Genomic DNA, 15,812 nt, shown 5'->3' with positions numbered 1-15,812 from the left:
CATGGCGTGCCGGAGGGCGGCGATTGGCCCGTCCGGAGTAACGACCGGTCCCCGGCTGGGGGCATAGCGTGAAGACATGGACGTGAGCCGCACTTCCGATCCCCGCCCCTTCTGGCTCGCCGGTCGCCCCGCCACGGGAGACGCCGAGCAGACCGTGACCAACCCGCACGACGGAAGGGTCGTCGGCGTCCACTCGGTCCCGACGCCCGACCAGGTCGAGCAGGCCGTAGCCGCCGCCCACGCGGTGCGCGGGCAGGCCGCCGCCCTGCCCATCCACGTACGCGCCGAGGCGCTGGCCCACGTGGCCCGGCGGCTGAGCGAGCGCGCCGAGGAGATCGCCCAGCTGATCAGCGCCGAGAACGGCAAGCCGATCTTCTGGGCCCGGGGCGAGGTCGGCCGGGCCGTCTCCACCTTCCGCTTCGGCGCCGAGGAGGCCCGCCGCTTCAGCGGCGACGTGCAGCGGCTCGACACCGAGCCCGCGGCGCAGGGACGGCTCGCCTACGTCTCCCGGGTGCCGTACGGACCGGTGCTGGCGATCACGCCCTTCAACTTCCCGCTCAACCTGGTGGCGCACAAGGTCGCTCCCGCCATCGCCGTGGGCGCGCCGATCGTGGTCAAGCCGGCTCCCGCGACCCCGCTGTCGGCGCTGGTGCTCGGCGAGATCCTCGCCGAGACCGACCTGCCGGAGGGCGTGTTCTCCGTGCTGCCGGTGCCCAACGACCGGGCCGCCTCCCTGGTGGAGGACCCCCGGCTGCCGGTCGTCTCCTTCACCGGCTCGGGGCCGGTCGGCTACTCCATCCTCGACAGCGTGCCGCGCAAGCACGTCACGCTCGAACTCGGCGGCAACGCCGCCGCGGTCGTGCTCGCCGACGCAGACCTCGACTGGGCGGCGAGCCGGGTGGCGTTGTTCTCCAACTACCAGGCGGGCCAGAGCTGCATCGCGGTGCAGCGCGTGATCGTGGAGGACTCGGTCGCCGACGCCTTCACCGAGAGGCTGGTCGGCGCCGTCGGCGGCCTCGTGACCGGCGACCCGGCCGACGAGAAGACGCAGGTCGGCCCCCTCGTCAGCGAGGACGCCGCGATCCGCGTCGAGAACTGGGTGAACGAGGCCGTGGAGGCCGGCGCGCGGCTGCTCGCGGGCGGCACCCGCGACGGCGCGACCATCGCCCCCACCGTGCTGGCCGACGTGCCGGCCGGCGCCAAGGTCGCCTGCGAGGAGGTCTTCGGGCCGGTCATGATCGTGCAGCGGGTTGCCTCCGTCGACGAGGCGTTCGCCCTGGTGAACGACTCCCGGTACGGCCTGCAGGCCGGGGTCTTCACCCGCAGCCTCGACGTCGCCTTCCGGGCCAACCGGGAGCTCGAGGTCGGCGGGGTCATCATCGGCGACGTGCCGTCGTACCGGGCCGACCAGATGCCGTACGGCGGGGTGAAGGAGTCGGGCGTGGGCCGCGAGGGACTGCGCTCGGCCATGGAGGACCTCACCTACGAGAAGGTCATGGTGCTCACCGGCCTCACGCTGTAGAACCACGCGTCCGAGAGGGCCCGGGGGACGATCGTCCCCGGGCCCCTCGTCGTCGCGGGCGATCTCGGTTCTCGGGAGATCTCAGTCGGCCACGAGCCGTGCCGCGCGCCCGTGCCAGTCGAGGGAGACGTGCTCGCGCTGCCGCCGTACGACGTAGGCGCCGGAGGCGCAGCCCGTGGCCCCGTGTTCGGGATGCAGCAGGTAGACGACGGCCGAGGCCTCGAAGATCCCGAGCGCCAGCCCCTCGGCGTCCGCGACGTCCGCCGTCCATCGGCAGGTGCCGGGGTCGGCGACGAGCGTGTGCGGGTTGCCCCCGGCGGCGCCGCGCAGGAGTTCGACCCCCTCGGGCGGCACGTCCGTCCACCGGGCCTCCGGCCGGACCGCCACGGCCGGCGCGATCAAGGCGAGCGGGGCGACGATCAGGTCGCCCTGGGCGTGGAGGCCGTCGACGACGGGGATGCGCGCCGACCGCTCGAGGTGGCCGACGGCCGGATCGGTGATGACCCACGGGGGTACGAGCATGCCGTGCCAGGCGTGCACGTCCCAGCCGTCGGCGTACCGCACGGCCCGGCCGTCCGGGCAGTGCAGCCGCACCTCGCCGTCGTCGCCCCACACCTCCGTACGGAGGACGACGGGCCGTTCGGACACGACGCAGACGTGCTCGTGCGGCCACCACGGGCCGCAGGAGGCGGCCGCGGCGGCCCACAGGTCGAGCCGCCGGTTCTGCTCGGGGGTGTAGCCCACGCCCGCGGCCCGGCGGAGGGCGTCGTAGTGGGCGACCCAGGCGACGCTCTGGATCCGGTACCAGGCGGGCCAGGGATGGCTCGGGCGGTGCGCCGCCAGGATCGGCAGGACGAACGCGCTGTCAGTGGAGCGCTCGGCCGGGACGCGTACGTCGCGGTGGATCCATTGGTCCACGGTCCGATACCGGGGGCGGACCCGCGCGTCGAGGTCCAGGCAGAGCCCTGTCGCCACGGAGTGGAACCGGCGCGGCAGGGGCCACTCGGACACCAGGTCCATGCCCTGCGCGGGGGGTGGACGAAGACCGGGCGGGACGGTCGTCAGGGCGGTGAACGGCGACGGAACCCAGTGGAACCGGGGCGGGGCGAGCCCGAGCAGGCCGTACAGCCCGGAGATGGCGGCCTCTGCGGCCGGACGGTCGGCGGGCCGCGTCGACAGCGCGTGGCCCAGCCATTCTTCGCGGATTGCGGCAGCTTCCCGCTGCGCGAGGACGCTCACCGGATACGGGTGGCGTCGTCCTTTCCAACGATCATGTCTGCCATCGTGACACACCCGCCCCCGGCCTGGAAGGCCGGGCGGCGGGGGGTTCCGGCCGCCCGGCCCGATCCCCTACAGGAGGGACAGAGCCTTGGCGAGGCCGGGGTCGCGGCCCTCGGCCAGGTCGAGGGCGGTCATGGGCGCCTGGTGGTCGACGGGGACGCCGACCGTGTCGATGATCTCCCGGGCCGGCCCGAGGTGCCGGACCTTCGGCAGCAGCAGCACGCTGCCGTCGTCGAGGAGGTAGGCCTCGGCCGGGCCGGAGACGGCCCCCGCGGTGCGGGCCCCGACGAGGGCGCCGAGGCCGTTGTCCTTCACGGCCGCGCTGAAGTCCTCGCAGGCGGAGGCGCAGCCGCGGTCGGTCAGCACGACCAGGCGCAGGCCGAGCAGGGGGATGGTGTCGTCGGTGCGGTTGGCCGCGCAGTCGCCCCTGAGCGGGCAGAAGAAGCTGGTCACCTTGCCGTGGGCGAACGCGCCGAGCAGCCGGGTCACCTCGCGCGGCGACCCGCCGCCGTTGCCGCGCAGGTCGAGGACCGCGGCCTTCGACGTGTTCTTCAACGCGGCGATGACCTGGTCGGCGACGCCCGGGAAGAACCCCGGCACCTTCACGTGGGTGACGCCCCCGGGGAGGGTCTTCGCCGTCACCGCCCGCTTCTGCTCTTCGAGGGGACCCTCCGTGAGCCTCACGGTCCGGACGCGTCCCGTAGTGGGCCGCTTCAGCGTGAGCCGCACAGTGGGGGAGGCGAACGTGTCGACGAGGCTCTGGTTGACCTTCTCCCCGATGAACGCCGGTATGCCGTCGACCTTCTCGATGATGTCGCCGGGCCGGATGCCGGCCCTGTCCGCCGGGCTGCGGGGCAGGACGCGGGTGATGAACAGGGGCGGCCGGGCGGCCGGGTCGAGCTGCCCGCCCTGCGCGGCCGACAGACCGGCGATGCCCGTCCCCACCGGCCCGCCCTCCGACGGGGCGGTGATGTTCTCCACCCGGGCGTGGTTGTCGTGCAGTCCGGCGACCATGCCGGTGATCGCGGCCCGCAGGGCGCGCGGATCCCCGGTGCCGAGCACCTTCGCGACGGCGGCCCAGTCGGCGGCGCGGTCCCCGGCCAGGGCGGGCAGGCGGAGGCCCGGCGTGTCGGCCCCGCGCCGGACCAGGTCCTGGGTGTACGCGGCCAGGGCGGTGCGCAGCAGTTGCCGCGGATCCGTCTCGGGCCCGCTGTAGTAGTTGTCGAGCACGCAGTCGTACGCCTGCCGGAGCGTGTTCACCGTCGTCGGCGAGGACACGGGCGGGGGTCCCGACGGCGTGGCGCATCGCCCGCCGTCGTCGGCGGTCGCGGGGGACGGCCCCGACGCGAGGGCGCAGGCCGCCAGCAGGACGGCGGAGCAGAACGTTCTGATCATGTCCGTCAGCGTGGCGGGGAGCGGGTTTCAGCGCCGTGAACGAGATCGTTAACGCCGCTGTTACCCCGGCTGCGGTACGAAGACCCCATGCGGGTTCTGGTGGCGGAGGACGAACGCGACCTCGCCGATCTCGTGGCGATGGGGTTGCGCCGCCACGCGATGGCGGTCGACGTGGTCTACGACGGGGCGGGCGCCGCCGAGCGGCTGGCGGTGAGCGACTACGACGTCCTCGTGCTGGACCGCGACCTGCCCGAGCTGCACGGCGACCTCGTCTGCCGCGAGCTGGTCGCCCGCGGGAGCCGTACCCGGATCCTCATGATGACGGCGGCGGCGTCGGTGCCGGACCGGGTCGCGGGCCTCGGCATGGGCGCCGACGACTACCTGCCCAAGCCGTTCGACTTCGCCGAGCTGGTCGCACGGGTGCGGGCGCTGGGGCGGCGCAGCAGGTCGCAGGTGCCGCCGGTGCTGACGCGGCACGGGATCACGCTCGACACGCACCGCATCCAGGCGTCCCGGGACGGGAGGCACCTGCACCTGTCGCTCAAGGAGTTCGCCGTCCTGGAGACGCTGCTGCGGGCGGAGGGCGCGGTGGTGAGCGCCGAACGGCTGCTGGAGGAGGCGTGGGACGAGAACGTCGATCCGTTCACGACGGTGGTGAGGGTGGTGGTCAGCCGCCTGCGGGCGAAGCTGGGCGACCCGCCCTGCATCCAGACCGTCCCCGGCGCGGGTTACGTCTTGTGACGACGGTCCGGGTGCGGCTCACGCTGATCTACTCCGGGCTGTTCCTGTTCACCTCCGTCGTGCTGCTGGTCATCGTGAACACGCTGATGCGGCAGGCGCTGGACGCGCGGATCGCGCGGTTCCCGCTGCCGCCGGAGCGGCCGCCTCCGGCCCCGCGCCTGGGCGGGCCGGAACCGCCGCCGCCGCTGTCGGAGCTGGTGCGGGACGTCATCCACTATCAGTGGGACGTGAGCGCGCTGACGATCGGGGCCCTGACCCTGGTGTCGGTGGTGGTGGGATGGGTGGTCGCGGGACGCGTCCTGCGGCCCCTCCACCGGATCACCGCCACCGCGCAGCGGCTGTCGCTGTCCACCCTGCACGAGCGGATCGCCCTCGCCGGGCCGAAGGACGAGCTGAAGGAGCTGGCCGACACGTTCGACGCCATGCTCGACCGGCTGGAGCGCTCGGTCGAGGGCCAGCGGCGGTTCGTCGCGAACGCGTCCCACGAGCTGCGCACCCCGCTGGCCGTGCAGCGGACGGCGATCGAGGTCGGCCTGCCTGAGGACGTCGGGGAGATCCGCGCCAAGCTGCTGCTCCACAACCACCGCATGGAGCACCTCATCGACGCCCTCCTCGCCCTCGCGCAGGCCGGGCACGGACTGCGCGAGCGGAGCCCGGTGGCGCTCGGCGAGATCGTACGGCTCGCCCTGGCCGACGCGGACGCGGACGGCAGGGGGCCCGCGGGCGTGACGGTGAGCTCGCGGATCGCCCCCTTCGTCGTACGGGGGGATCCGGTCCTGCTGAACCGGCTCGTGACCAACCTCGTCGACAACGCGCTGCGCTACAACCACTCCGGCGGGACCGTGGACGTGACCCTCGCCGACGGCGTGCTGACGGTCCGCAACACGGGCCCGGAGGTGCCGAAGGAGCGGTTCCACGACCTCTTCGCGCCGTTCCGCCGCCTGCACACCACCCGAGGGCAGGGCGCGGGGCTCGGACTGTCGATCGTCGCGTCCATCGCCCGCGCGCACGGAGCCGCCGTACGGGCGCGCCCGAATCCCGGCGGCGGCCTCGAGGTCGCCGTGACGTTCCCGGCGGTCGTCCTGTAACAAGGGGTGTGGTCAGCGGCGGGGCCGCAGGCCGTCGAAGAGGAGGGCGAGCGCGCGGCTACGTAGGTCGTCGCTCCACTGGTCGCGCTCGGCCGCCAGGCACGCCGCGGACAGCAGGGCCAGGAGCTCGGGCATCCGGACGTCGGACCGCACCGCGCCCGACTCCTGCGCGGCCGGCAGCAGCCGCTCGATCGCGTTCCGCATGCCGCGGGAGGCCTCTGCCGTCCCCGCTTTGGGATCGGCCCCGGCCGCAGTCAGCAGGTCGGCCGGGATCTTCCTCCGCCGCGCGTCCGCGACGACGCGCCCGAGGAACCCGAAGAACGCCTCGCCTGCGTCGGCCGGCAGCGTCTCCGCCTCCGCCAGGAGACGCAGCACGCCCTCGACGATCACCGCGTGGTAGAGGGCCTCCTGGTCGGGGAAGTGCCGGTAGATCGTGCCGAGCCCCACCTGCGCCTCGCGGGCGACCGCGCGCATCGACGCGGACATCCCGTCGCGGGCCAGGACGGTCTCGGCCGCCTCCAGGATCCGGGCCCGGTTGCGCCGCGCGTCGGCGCGCAGTGGTCTGGCGTCGCCGGTCATCGTCCTCCTCCCCATGCGGCCGGATCGGCCGCGTTGACAGCGGAACATTAGTTCCGTATGTTGCCGCGACATAATCGGAACGGTTGTTCCGGTCCGCGGGAACACGGGAACAGGGGAGCGCGCAGTGCGGCACACACAACTCGGTCGTTCGGGGCTGAAGGTCTCCACGGCGTGCCTGGGCACCATGAACTTCGGCTCGTCCGGCGGCTGCGACGAGACGGAGGCCGCCCGCATCGTCGACGCCTTCCTGGAGGCCGGCGGGAACGTGGTCGACACCGCCGACGCCTACAACGGCGGCGACTCCGAGCGCATCGTCGGGCGGGCCGTCCGGGGCAGGCGCGACTCCGTCGTGCTGGCCACCAAGGCGTTCCTGCCGCAGGGGCCCGGCCCCAACGACCGCGGGCTGTCCCGGGCCCATCTGACCCGGGCGCTGGAGGGCAGCCTGCGCCGTCTCGGCACCGACCACGTGGACCTCTACCAGTGCCACCAGTGGGACGACTCCACCCCGATCGAGGAGACCATGGCGGCCCTGGACGGGTTCGTGCGTTCGGGCAAGGTGCGTTACATCGGCTGCTCCAACTTCACCGCGGCGCAGATCGTGGAGTCGCAGTGGGCCGCGCAGCGGGCGGGCGGCACGCCCTTCGTGGCCCTGCAGCCGCAGTACTCCCTGCTCGCCCGGAGCATCGAGGCGGAGATCCTGCCCGTCTGCCGGCGGCACGGCCTCGGCACGCTGGTCTGGTCGCCCCTCGGCGGCGGCGTGCTCGCGGGCCGCTACCGGCGGGGCGAGGCCCCCCAAGCGGGAACCCGGATGGCCCGGCTCAAGGCGTCGCCGATGCCCATGGCCCGCGCCTGGGCGGACGGCCTGCTCAACGAGCCCAACCTCGTGATCGCCGAGCACGTCGCCGAGGCGGCCGCCGGGCTCGGCGTCACACCGGCGGCGGTGGCGCTGGCCTGGGTGCGTCGGCGGCCGGAGGTCACCTCGGTCATCGTTGGGCCCCGTACGCTCGACCAGTTGCGCGACAACCTCGCCGGGCTCGACCTGCCCCTGCCGCCCGAGGTCGCCGCCCGCCTCGACGAGGTCTCCCGGCCCGCCCGCCTCGCGCCCGCCGACGGGACGCGGGCCGGGGGGTGAACGTCGCGAGAACATCGGCGGCGGAGGGATTGGCGCGGCTCCACGGGTGCAGTAGGGAGCCATGGACGCCAACACAGCGCTTCTCGCCGTCGTCGTCGTCACGGCGCTCGCGTTCGACTTCACGAACGGCTTCCACGACACCGCAAACGCGATGGCGACGTCCATCGCCACCGGTGCGCTGCCGCCGCGCGCGGCCGTCGCACTGTCCGCCGTGCTCAACTTCGCCGGCGCGTTCCTGTCGCTCAAGGTGGCCGCCACGATCGCGACCGGCATCGTCGACAGCGGCGCGATCACGCTGACCGTCGTCTTCGCCGGGCTCGTGGGCGGCCTCGCCTGGAACCTCGTGACCTGGTACTTCGGCATCCCCTCCAGCTCGTCGCACGCGCTGATCGGCGGCGTGGCGGGGGCGACGCTCATCGCGGTGGGCGCCTCCGCCGTCAAGGGCGCCGCGATCGTGTCGAAGGTGCTGATCCCCGCCGTCCTCGCCCCGGTCTTCGCGGCCCTCGTGGCGACGGCCGGCGCCTTCCTCGTCCACCGGATCACCCGCGGGACGCCCGACCGCTTCCGGGAACGCGGCTTCCGCGTCGGCCAGCTCTGCTCGGCGTCCCTGGTGTCGCTCGCCCACGGCACCAACGACGCCCAGAAGACGATGGGAGTCATCACCCTCGCCCTCGTCGCCGACCATGCGATCGCGCCGGACGCGGGCACGCCGTTCTGGGTCATCCTCGCGTGCGCCGTGACGATCGCCCTGGGCACCTACACCGGCGGCTGGAGGGTGATCCGCACGCTGGGCAAGGGCCTCACCGAGATCGGGCCCCCGCAGGGGTTCGCGGCCGAGGGCTCCTCGGCGGCGGTCATCTTCGCCGCGACCCACTTCGGGCTGCCGCTCTCGACGACCCACGTGACCGGCGGCTCGGTGGTCGGCGCGGGGCTCGGCAGGCGGCTCGCCGGGGAGCGGAGCGAGGTGCGGTGGGGCGTCGCCGGCCGCATGGTCGTGGCCTGGCTGGTCACGCTCCCGGCCGCCGCCCTCGTGGGCGCGGTGGCGTGGAAGGGCGCCGACGCCATCGGCGGCACCGGCGGCGCGGCCGTCGTGTTCGCCGTGATGCTGCTGCTGGCCGGCGGCCTCTACCTGGCCGCCCGGCGCGAGCCGGTGACCCACGCCAACGTCAACGCCGAGTGGACCGGGCGTCTCGTCCCCGTGAAGGAGCCGGTCGCATGAGCCAGTACATCGACGTCGCCGTGCTGTGGAAGGTGCTGCTCGCCGGGCTGCTCGGCGGCGCCGGGCTGGTCGCCGTCTACGCCCTCGGTCTCGCGGCTCTCGCCGCGGGCCGGGTGTACGACGCCCCTGATCGGGGCAGCGGGACGTCCGCGGCGCGAGCGGCCGGAACGGCCGTCGCCGTCGCCTGCTTCGGCCTCGTCCTGGCCGGGGCGTTGCTCGGCCTATACGTAATGCTGACCAAGTGAGCGGGGTCGGAGATGCCGGAAGCGTCGCAGGTCGCTAAGGATCACCCGGACGGCGTCGAGCTGCTGCGGCGCACGCCCGGACTGAAGGTGCTGGACGACGATGACGACGATCCCGTCCTCGTCCGCGCCGACGGCGGACCGGTGGACACCTGGCGGGAGCACTACCCGTACGACCACCGCATCTCGCGGCAGGACTACGACCGGCAGAAGCGGCTGCTGCAGATCGAGCTGCTGAAGCTGCAGTACTGGCTGAAGGACACCGGCGGGCGCCTGGTCATCCTCTTCGAGGGACGGGACGCCGCAGGCAAGGGCGGCACGATCAAGCGCTTCATGGAGCACCTCAACCCCCGGGGCGCGACCGTGGTGGCGCTGGAGAAGCCCAGCGAGCGCGAGCGCGGCCAATGGTACTTCCAGCGGTACATCTCCCACCTCCCGGCCGCGGGGGAGATGGTGCTGTTCGACCGGTCCTGGTACAACCGGGCCGGGGTCGAGCGGGTCATGAACTTCTGCACTCCCGAGGAGTACATGGAGTTCATGTACCAGACGCCGCTGTTCGAGCGGATGCTCGTGCGCGACGGCATCCGCCTGGTCAAGCTGTGGTTCTCCGTCTCCAGGGCCGAGCAGCGCACCCGGTTCATCATCCGCCAGGTCGATCCCGTGCGGCAGTGGAAGCTGTCGCCGATGGACATCGCCTCGCTGGACCTGTGGGACGAGTACACCCGGGCGAAGGAGGACATGTTCCTCAACACCGACACCGAGGACGCCCCCTGGACGATCATCAAGAGCAACGACAAGAAGCGCGGGCGACTGGAGGCGATGCGCTACGTCCTCTCCCTGTACGACTACGACGACAAGGACGTCTCGGTGGTGGGCGGGCCCGACCCCCTGATCGTCCGGTCCGCCGCCGACATCGTGGACGAGGACAACGCCGAGCCCCTGTCGCCCTTCTGACCGGGTCTCGCGCGTCCCGCACGATCAGGCCTGTTCCGCGCCGCGGAACAGGTCGCGTACGGCCGAGCCGAAGTAGGGGCCGTACATCGTGCGCTGGTCGTTGCTGTACTTGAAGCTGCTCACCGAGGTCAGCGTGCCGCGGCCGGAGCCGGGGTCGAAGCCGCTGAGCCAGGGCCCGCCGCTGGCCCCCGCCGTGAGGTCGCACCGCAGGCCCTGGTCGCGGGTCTGCCCCTGCGGGTCGCCGTGCGGGACCCCGGCGCAGTAGAGCAGGCGCTCCCCGTCGTACGGCGGGTCGGCGGGGAACCCGAACCCGTAGGTCCGCCGGCCCTGCGGCGTGTCGAAGCCCAGAGGCTGGCCGCCCACCACGTCGGTGAGGTGCCGGCCGTCCTGGTCGTCCACGGCGACCATTCCCACGTCGTAGTCGTCGTTCCCGGAGCGCGACCACGGCCCCGCGACGAACATGCGCCGGGCCGGGAAGGCGCCGTACGGCTGACGCCCCTGGTCGTAACCGGGGACGAAGGTCCAGTTCTCGGCCCAGGCACCGGAGCCGTCCTTGACGCAGTGCCCGGCGGTGACGACCACGTCCCGGTTCGCGCTGCGCACGGCGCTGGCCGAGCAGACGAAGTCCACGCCGTTCATGGTCAGGAAGACCCTGCCGGTGGTCCTCGTCACCGAACCGCCCGCCGCCCAGTGCGTGCCGCTCGTGGTCACCGGGGGCATCACCGCCGCCTGCCGCGTCCTGGTCGCCCCGGCCGTTGTGCCGGTCGTGCCGGTCTCGGACGTCCCGGTTCGTACGGCGGGCCGCGCCGAGCCGGGCGCGAGGACCGGAGGCGGCAGGGCGGTGATCTTCTGCAGGCCCGCCAGCAGCCCGATCGGGACCGCCCGCGCCATCCGCTGCGGCGTCCAGTAGGGCTCGGCGGTGTGGTCCGCCACGTGTTCCACCACGTCCGCCACGGGGTCCTGCACAGAGCCGGTCACCGGGCCCTGCGACGGCGGGACCGCCGGTCCGGGGCCGCGGACGAGTCCGGCGGCGAGGAGGGTGACGGCAAGCAAGGGGAGGCTCGGAGTCATGGCTCCCGAGTGTGGACCACCATCGGTGTCCGTGTGGCTACTTTCCGTGAATCGGGAGGAGGCTGATCACCGGGCCGGTTCCTGGGCCGTGTTCTGCGCGGTGTTCTGCGCGGTGTTGTAGACCGCCTCGGCCTCCGGGCCGAAGTACGGCCCGAACATCCAGGAGGGCGCGAAGTTGTACTTGAAGCTGTTCACCGAATTGACCATGCCGCCGCCGGTGCTCTGGCTGAAGTTGAGCAGCCACGGGCCGCCGCTGGAGCCTCCGGTCATGCCGCAGCTCAGCCCCTGGTCCTCCGAGGACAGGTAGTCGTCGAACGTGCGCCCGCTGCAGTAGACCAGCCTCGACCCGTCGTACGGCGCGCCGGCCGGATACCCGAAGGCGTACGTCTGGCGCCCGCGCGGCTGGTTGAACGCCACGCCCTGGCCGCCGACGACGTCGGTCAGGCTCTTGCCCCCCTGGGGCGCCACGACGGCGGCGGCGACGTCGTAGTTCATGTTCTCGCCGGAGTTCCACTGGGAGGTGGTGAGCAGGGTGGTCGCGGGCCAGGTGCCGTCGGGCCGGTTGCCCTGGTCGTAGCCCGGCACGAACACCCAGTTGGCGTGGAACGCGCCGTTCACCTTCACGCAGTGCCCCGCCGTGATCACGACGCTCTTGTTGGCGCTGGTGACGGCGGTGCCGGTGCAGGAGGCGTTCCGGCCGGCGTCCGATCCGGCCGTCACCGTGAAGAACACCCGGCCCGTGGTCCTCGCGATCGTCCCGCCCGCCGTCCAGGACGACCCGGAGGTCCGGGACGAGACGTACGCCGAGGACCCGGCCGCGGCGGCCTGCATGGACACGCCCGAAGTGGCGCCTGTGGGGGCACTCGCGGGGGCGCTGGTGGGGGCGACGGCGGCGGGGCTCGCCCCGGACGCGTCGAGCAGGGCGGAGGCCGCGGCGGCGAAGTGCCGCGAGCCGGTGCTGGGCGCCTCCAGCGGCCTGGCGGCCTCCATCCGGGCGGTGGTCCAGAACTTCCGGATCGTCCGCTGCTCCGCCGCCGTGTCGGCCGCGTCGTGCACGGCGGGCCGCGGAGCGGCGGCGGCCGTCCCGGTGGTCTCCGCGGCGCCGGGGGCGGCGGGCAGGGTGAGGAGGACCATGGCCCCCGCCGCGAAACTGGGGACCGCGAGGGCCGTGAGACGTCGTGCCGAGGGGTGCATGCCTACCTCCGTGTCGGGATGTCCTGACGCGGGAAGGTAGCGACGCCTCCGCCCGGATTTCTCACGATCCGCCTATACGGCTATGGGGAGATTCCGGCATAGATGTACTGGTTTCTCCGCCGTATCGGGTGTTCCACGCGGCGGAACGGAAGGGCGACACGGATGCCGTCGCGGTCGTCGGCTCGGCGACAATGAGGGGATGAGCTCCCAATCCCCGCCGCAGCCCCGGTCAGTCGTCGTGCTGGGCTCTACCGGCTCCATCGGCACCCAGGCCCTCGACGTCGTCGCCCACGCGTCCGGACGGTTCCGGGTGACCGCTCTCGCGGCGGGCGGCGGGCGGGCCGACCTGCTCGCGCGGCAGGCGGCCGAGACGGGGGCGGAGACGGTGGCCGTCGCCGACCCCGCGGCCGTGCCCGCGCTGCGGGAGGCGCTCGCCGCCGCCGGGGCGCGGCCCCGGGTGCTGGCGGGCCCGGAGGGGGTGGCGGAGGTCGCCGCGTCGCCCTGCGACGTCGTGCTGAACGGCATCACCGGGGCGCTGGGGCTCACCTCCACCCTCGCGGCGCTGGAGGCGGGCCGGGTGCTCGCGCTGGCCAACAAGGAGTCGCTGATCGTGGGGGGTCCGCTGGTCAAGCGGCTGGCCGGGCCGGGGCGGCTGATCCCGGTCGACTCCGAGCACTCCGCGCTCGCCCAGTGCCTGTGGGCGGCCGGTCCCGGCGGGGCCGCTCCGGCGGCCGTACGGCGGCTGGTCGTGACGGCGAGCGGCGGCCCGTTCCGGGGCAGAAGGCGGGCCGAGCTGACGGACGTGACGCCCGAGATGGCGCTGAACCACCCGACGTGGTCCATGGGCCCGGTCATCACCGTGAACTCGGCGACCCTGGTCAACAAGGGCCTGGAGGTGATCGAGGCCCACCTGCTGTTCGACATCGGCTTCGACCGGATCGAGGTGGTGGTCCACCCGCAGTCGATCATCCACTCGATGGTGGAGTTCGTGGACGGCTCGACGGTCGCGCAGGCGAGCCCGCCCGACATGCGGCTGCCGATCTCGCTCGCGCTGGCCTATCCCGAGCGGGTGCCCGGAGCGGCCCGGCCGGTCGACTGGTCCACCGCCAGCACCTGGACCTTCGAGCCGCTCGACGACGAGGCGTTCCCCGCCGTCGCGCTGGCCCGGCACGTGGGCACACTGGGCGGCACGGCCCCGGCGGTCTACAACGCCGCGAACGAGGTGTGCGTGGAGGCGTTCCTGAAGGGCGCCCTGCCGTTCCCCGGCATCGTGGACACCGTGGAACACGTGGTGGCCGCCCACGACCCCGGCCCCGCGTCGTCCGTCGAGGAGGTCCTCGACGCCGACGCGTGGGCGAGGGCGCGGGCGGCCGAGCTGACACGCTGAGACCACCGCTGGAACTGTGGCGCGTCCCGGGTCAGGCGGGCCGCGCCACAGCCGGGCGGGTCAGGCCGCCGAGCAGGTCAGCGACGGGGTGCCGCTGCTCGTTCCGTTGGCCAGGAAGCCGAAGGTGGTCGAGGCGCCGGCGCTGAGGCTGCCGTTGTAGTTCACGTTCTGCACGCTGATGTTGCTGCCGGACTGGCTCAGCGTGCCGTTCCAGACCTGGGTGATCGTGCCACCGCTCGGCTGTGTCCACTTGACGGTCCACCCGCCGATGGACGAGGAGCCGGCCTTGACGCTCACCTCACCCTGGAAGCCGCCGCCCCACGAGCTGACGACCTTGTACGTCGCCGAGCAGCCGCCGGGGCCGCTCGACGGGGACGAGGACGGGCTCACCGGCGGGCTCGGCGAGTTCTTGGGCGTGATGCTGGGCGAAGCCGACGGGGAGACGGGCGGGGTCGGGGTGCTGGTGCCGGTCTGGCCGACGCCGGTCACCTCGCCGTTGCCGCCGTCGAAGACGACGTCGGAACAGCTGTAGAACGTCTCGTTGCTGTCCGAGCGCTGCCACACGGTGTAGATGATGTGGCGGCCGCTCTTACCCGAGGGCAGGCGGGCGTCCCAGTAGTAGTGGCCGTCCTCGGTGCCCACGGAGCCGACGCTCGGCGGGTTGGTGACGCTGTCGAACGGCGTCGACTCCAGGTCGCTCCACGCCAGCGCGCGGGTCGGGCTCCAGGAGTCCTTGGTGATGTACGACCGGAACGTGCCGGGGTGCGCCGCCCACTTGTTGTACTTGAACTGGATGGTCGCCCCGGACGTCAGGTGGGTGACCGGCCAGTCGTCGCGGGCGAGGTCGAAACCGCTGAAGTCATAGACGATCGCGCCGCCGCTGCACAGCTGCCCGTCCGGGATGAAGCCGGACATCCGGCCCGCGCCGTCCGAACGCAGCACGGCGAACCAGTTGTACAGCGCGTTGGTCCCGCCCTTGGCGACCGCGGCCGCGCAGGCCGGGTTCTTCGGCTGGATGGCGCCGCTCGACGTCGTGCCGTCCTTCCAGCACAGGTAGGTGCGGCTGCCGGGCGTCATCGGGGCGCCGTGCGCGGACGCCGGGGAGGCGAGGACGACGGCGGAGACGAGGGCGGACAGCGCGGCCACGATCACGCCGATCGTCGCCTTCGTTGGTGTTCTTCGTGGTCTTCCCACGGGCTACCCTTTCGCGTGGTCATGGCTGCCGCACTCGTGGTGCAGCACGGCACCGCCGACGGCGCGAGCACGTCGGCCCCGGGGGACAGCCTCTGACTAACCGACCTGATGGTGGTGGTGCGAGAGCACTCGCGCTGATCGGACTGTAGGTCGGCCTTGTGCCACCGCCCACCCCGGCGGACGCGGCGGCGCTCGTCCACGCAGGTGGGACCGTTTTCATCGTCCGCGAGTCATGAAACCTTCATTCGTCGTGAAAAGGTTTCGGGCCACCCGCCCCCGCGGCACTCCTTAGACTGGGAGGGCCCCCCACCGGGCATCGCCTATCACACAAGGTGCAGAAATGTCTGTTGATCTCGGTATCCCCGCCGTGCGGAACCGGCCTGTCGCCACGCGGCGGGTGTCGCGTCAGATCATGGTCGGGTCGGTTCCCGTCGGCGGGGACGCGCCGGTCTCGGTGCAGTCGATGACCACCACGCTGACCGCCGACGTCAACTCCACGCTCCAGCAGATCGCCGAGCTCACCGCGGCCGGCTGCCAGATCGTCCGCGTCGCGGTGCCGTCCCAGGACGACGCCGACGCGCTGCCGGCGATCGCCCGCAAGTCGCAGATCCCCGTCATCGCCGACATCCACTTCCAGCCGAAGTACGTCTTCGCCGCCATCGAGGCGGGCTGCGCGGCGGTGCGGGTCAACCCCGGCAACATCAAGAAGTTCGACGACAAGGTCGGCGAGATCGCCCGCGCCGCCTCCGACGCCGGCGTGCCGATCAGGATCGGCGTCAACGCCGGGTCCCTCGACCCGCGCCTGCTGGCCAA

Annotated in this window: 15 protein-coding genes; 9 read left to right on the top strand and 6 right to left on the bottom strand. The window is 73.0% G+C overall.

Annotated features, from left to right (window positions below):
* The first annotated feature begins 76 nt into the window (after positions 1 to 76).
* Complete coding sequence (locus tag F5972_RS36315) at positions 77 to 1,522, top strand: aldehyde dehydrogenase family protein (RefSeq protein WP_150940624.1); 1,446 nt, start codon at positions 77 to 79, stop codon at positions 1,520 to 1,522.
* Positions 1,523 to 1,603: 81 nt separating this feature from the next.
* Here F5972_RS36315 and F5972_RS38645 read toward each other — a convergent pair whose 3' ends face one another.
* Together F5972_RS38645 and F5972_RS36305 are read right to left on the bottom strand one after the other, a co-directional pair.
* Entirely contained in the window at positions 1,604 to 2,761 is a 1,158-nt protein-coding gene (locus tag F5972_RS38645) for a DUF6745 domain-containing protein (protein WP_225312218.1), read from the bottom strand.
* 111 nt (positions 2,762 to 2,872) lie between these two features.
* Positions 2,873 to 4,198, bottom strand: a complete 1,326-nt coding sequence (locus F5972_RS36305; RefSeq protein WP_150940622.1) for a S41 family peptidase — start codon at positions 4,196 to 4,198, stop codon at positions 2,873 to 2,875.
* A gap of 87 nt (positions 4,199 to 4,285) precedes the next feature.
* Between F5972_RS36305 and F5972_RS36300 the strand changes: the two genes are divergently transcribed.
* Together F5972_RS36300 and F5972_RS36295 are read left to right on the top strand one after the other, a co-directional pair.
* A complete protein-coding gene (locus tag F5972_RS36300) occupies positions 4,286 to 4,939 on the top strand; it encodes a response regulator transcription factor (RefSeq protein ID WP_150940620.1) in 654 nt (217 codons plus the stop codon).
* A complete protein-coding gene (locus F5972_RS36295) occupies positions 4,936 to 6,027 on the top strand; it encodes a HAMP domain-containing sensor histidine kinase (protein ID WP_150940618.1) in 1,092 nt (363 codons plus the stop codon). Before F5972_RS36300 ends, F5972_RS36295 begins: the two co-directional genes overlap by 4 nt.
* 12 nt (positions 6,028 to 6,039) lie before the next feature.
* Here the strand turns inward: F5972_RS36295 and F5972_RS36290 are convergent, their stop codons facing one another.
* Positions 6,040 to 6,606, bottom strand: coding sequence for a TetR/AcrR family transcriptional regulator (locus tag F5972_RS36290; protein ID WP_225312217.1), 567 nt, complete (start codon positions 6,604 to 6,606; stop codon positions 6,040 to 6,042).
* A 124-nt stretch (positions 6,607 to 6,730) separates the two neighbouring features.
* Here F5972_RS36290 and F5972_RS36285 point away from each other — a divergent pair, with 124 nt between their 5' ends.
* From F5972_RS36285 to ppk2, 4 genes are all read left to right on the top strand, one after another.
* Positions 6,731 to 7,738, top strand: coding sequence for an aldo/keto reductase (locus tag F5972_RS36285; protein WP_150940614.1), 1,008 nt, complete (start codon positions 6,731 to 6,733; stop codon positions 7,736 to 7,738).
* Positions 7,739 to 7,799: 61 nt separating this feature from the next.
* Positions 7,800 to 8,957 (top strand): inorganic phosphate transporter, encoded by a 1,158-nt coding sequence (locus tag F5972_RS36280; protein WP_150940612.1) that lies wholly within the window; start codon positions 7,800 to 7,802, stop codon positions 8,955 to 8,957.
* Entirely contained in the window at positions 8,954 to 9,202 is a 249-nt protein-coding gene (locus F5972_RS36275) for a hypothetical protein (RefSeq protein WP_150940609.1), read from the top strand. The genes F5972_RS36280 and F5972_RS36275 overlap by 4 nt, the downstream gene beginning before the upstream one ends.
* 12 nt (positions 9,203 to 9,214) lie before the next feature.
* The gene (gene ppk2 / locus F5972_RS36270; RefSeq protein WP_150940608.1) at positions 9,215 to 10,153 is read left to right on the top strand and encodes a polyphosphate kinase 2; all 939 of its coding nucleotides are present in this window, start codon (positions 9,215 to 9,217) and stop codon (positions 10,151 to 10,153) included.
* Between the two features lie 24 nt (positions 10,154 to 10,177).
* Here the strand turns inward: ppk2 and F5972_RS36265 are convergent, their stop codons facing one another.
* Both F5972_RS36265 and F5972_RS39100 read right to left on the bottom strand, forming a co-directional pair.
* A complete protein-coding gene (locus F5972_RS36265) occupies positions 10,178 to 11,224 on the bottom strand; it encodes a trypsin-like serine peptidase (protein WP_150940605.1) in 1,047 nt (348 codons plus the stop codon).
* 66 nt (positions 11,225 to 11,290) lie between these two features.
* The gene (locus F5972_RS39100) at positions 11,291 to 12,418 is read right to left on the bottom strand and encodes a trypsin-like serine peptidase (protein ID WP_150940604.1); all 1,128 of its coding nucleotides are present in this window, start codon (positions 12,416 to 12,418) and stop codon (positions 11,291 to 11,293) included.
* A 199-nt stretch (positions 12,419 to 12,617) separates the two neighbouring features.
* Here F5972_RS39100 and dxr point away from each other — a divergent pair, with 199 nt between their 5' ends.
* Positions 12,618 to 13,805, top strand: a complete 1,188-nt coding sequence (gene dxr, locus F5972_RS36255) for a 1-deoxy-D-xylulose-5-phosphate reductoisomerase (protein WP_150940602.1) — start codon at positions 12,618 to 12,620, stop codon at positions 13,803 to 13,805.
* A 60-nt stretch (positions 13,806 to 13,865) separates the two neighbouring features.
* On the opposite strand, the gene F5972_RS36250 is transcribed toward dxr, so the two are convergent.
* Positions 13,866 to 14,999, bottom strand: coding sequence for a lytic polysaccharide monooxygenase auxiliary activity family 9 protein (locus F5972_RS36250; RefSeq protein WP_225312216.1), 1,134 nt, complete (start codon positions 14,997 to 14,999; stop codon positions 13,866 to 13,868).
* Positions 15,000 to 15,339: 340 nt separating this feature from the next.
* Between F5972_RS36250 and F5972_RS36245 the strand changes: the two genes are divergently transcribed.
* A partial coding sequence (locus F5972_RS36245) for a flavodoxin-dependent (E)-4-hydroxy-3-methylbut-2-enyl-diphosphate synthase (protein WP_191910498.1) occupies positions 15,340 to 15,812 on the top strand: 473 nt, incomplete at its 3' end.

It is taken from the genome of Microbispora cellulosiformans (genome assembly GCF_008728085.1).
Taxonomy (GTDB): Bacteria; Actinomycetota; Actinomycetes; order Streptosporangiales; family Streptosporangiaceae; genus Microbispora; species Microbispora amethystogenes.
The sequence above is the reverse complement of the archived record's forward strand: the minus strand, read 5'-3'. Positions and strand labels throughout refer to the sequence as shown.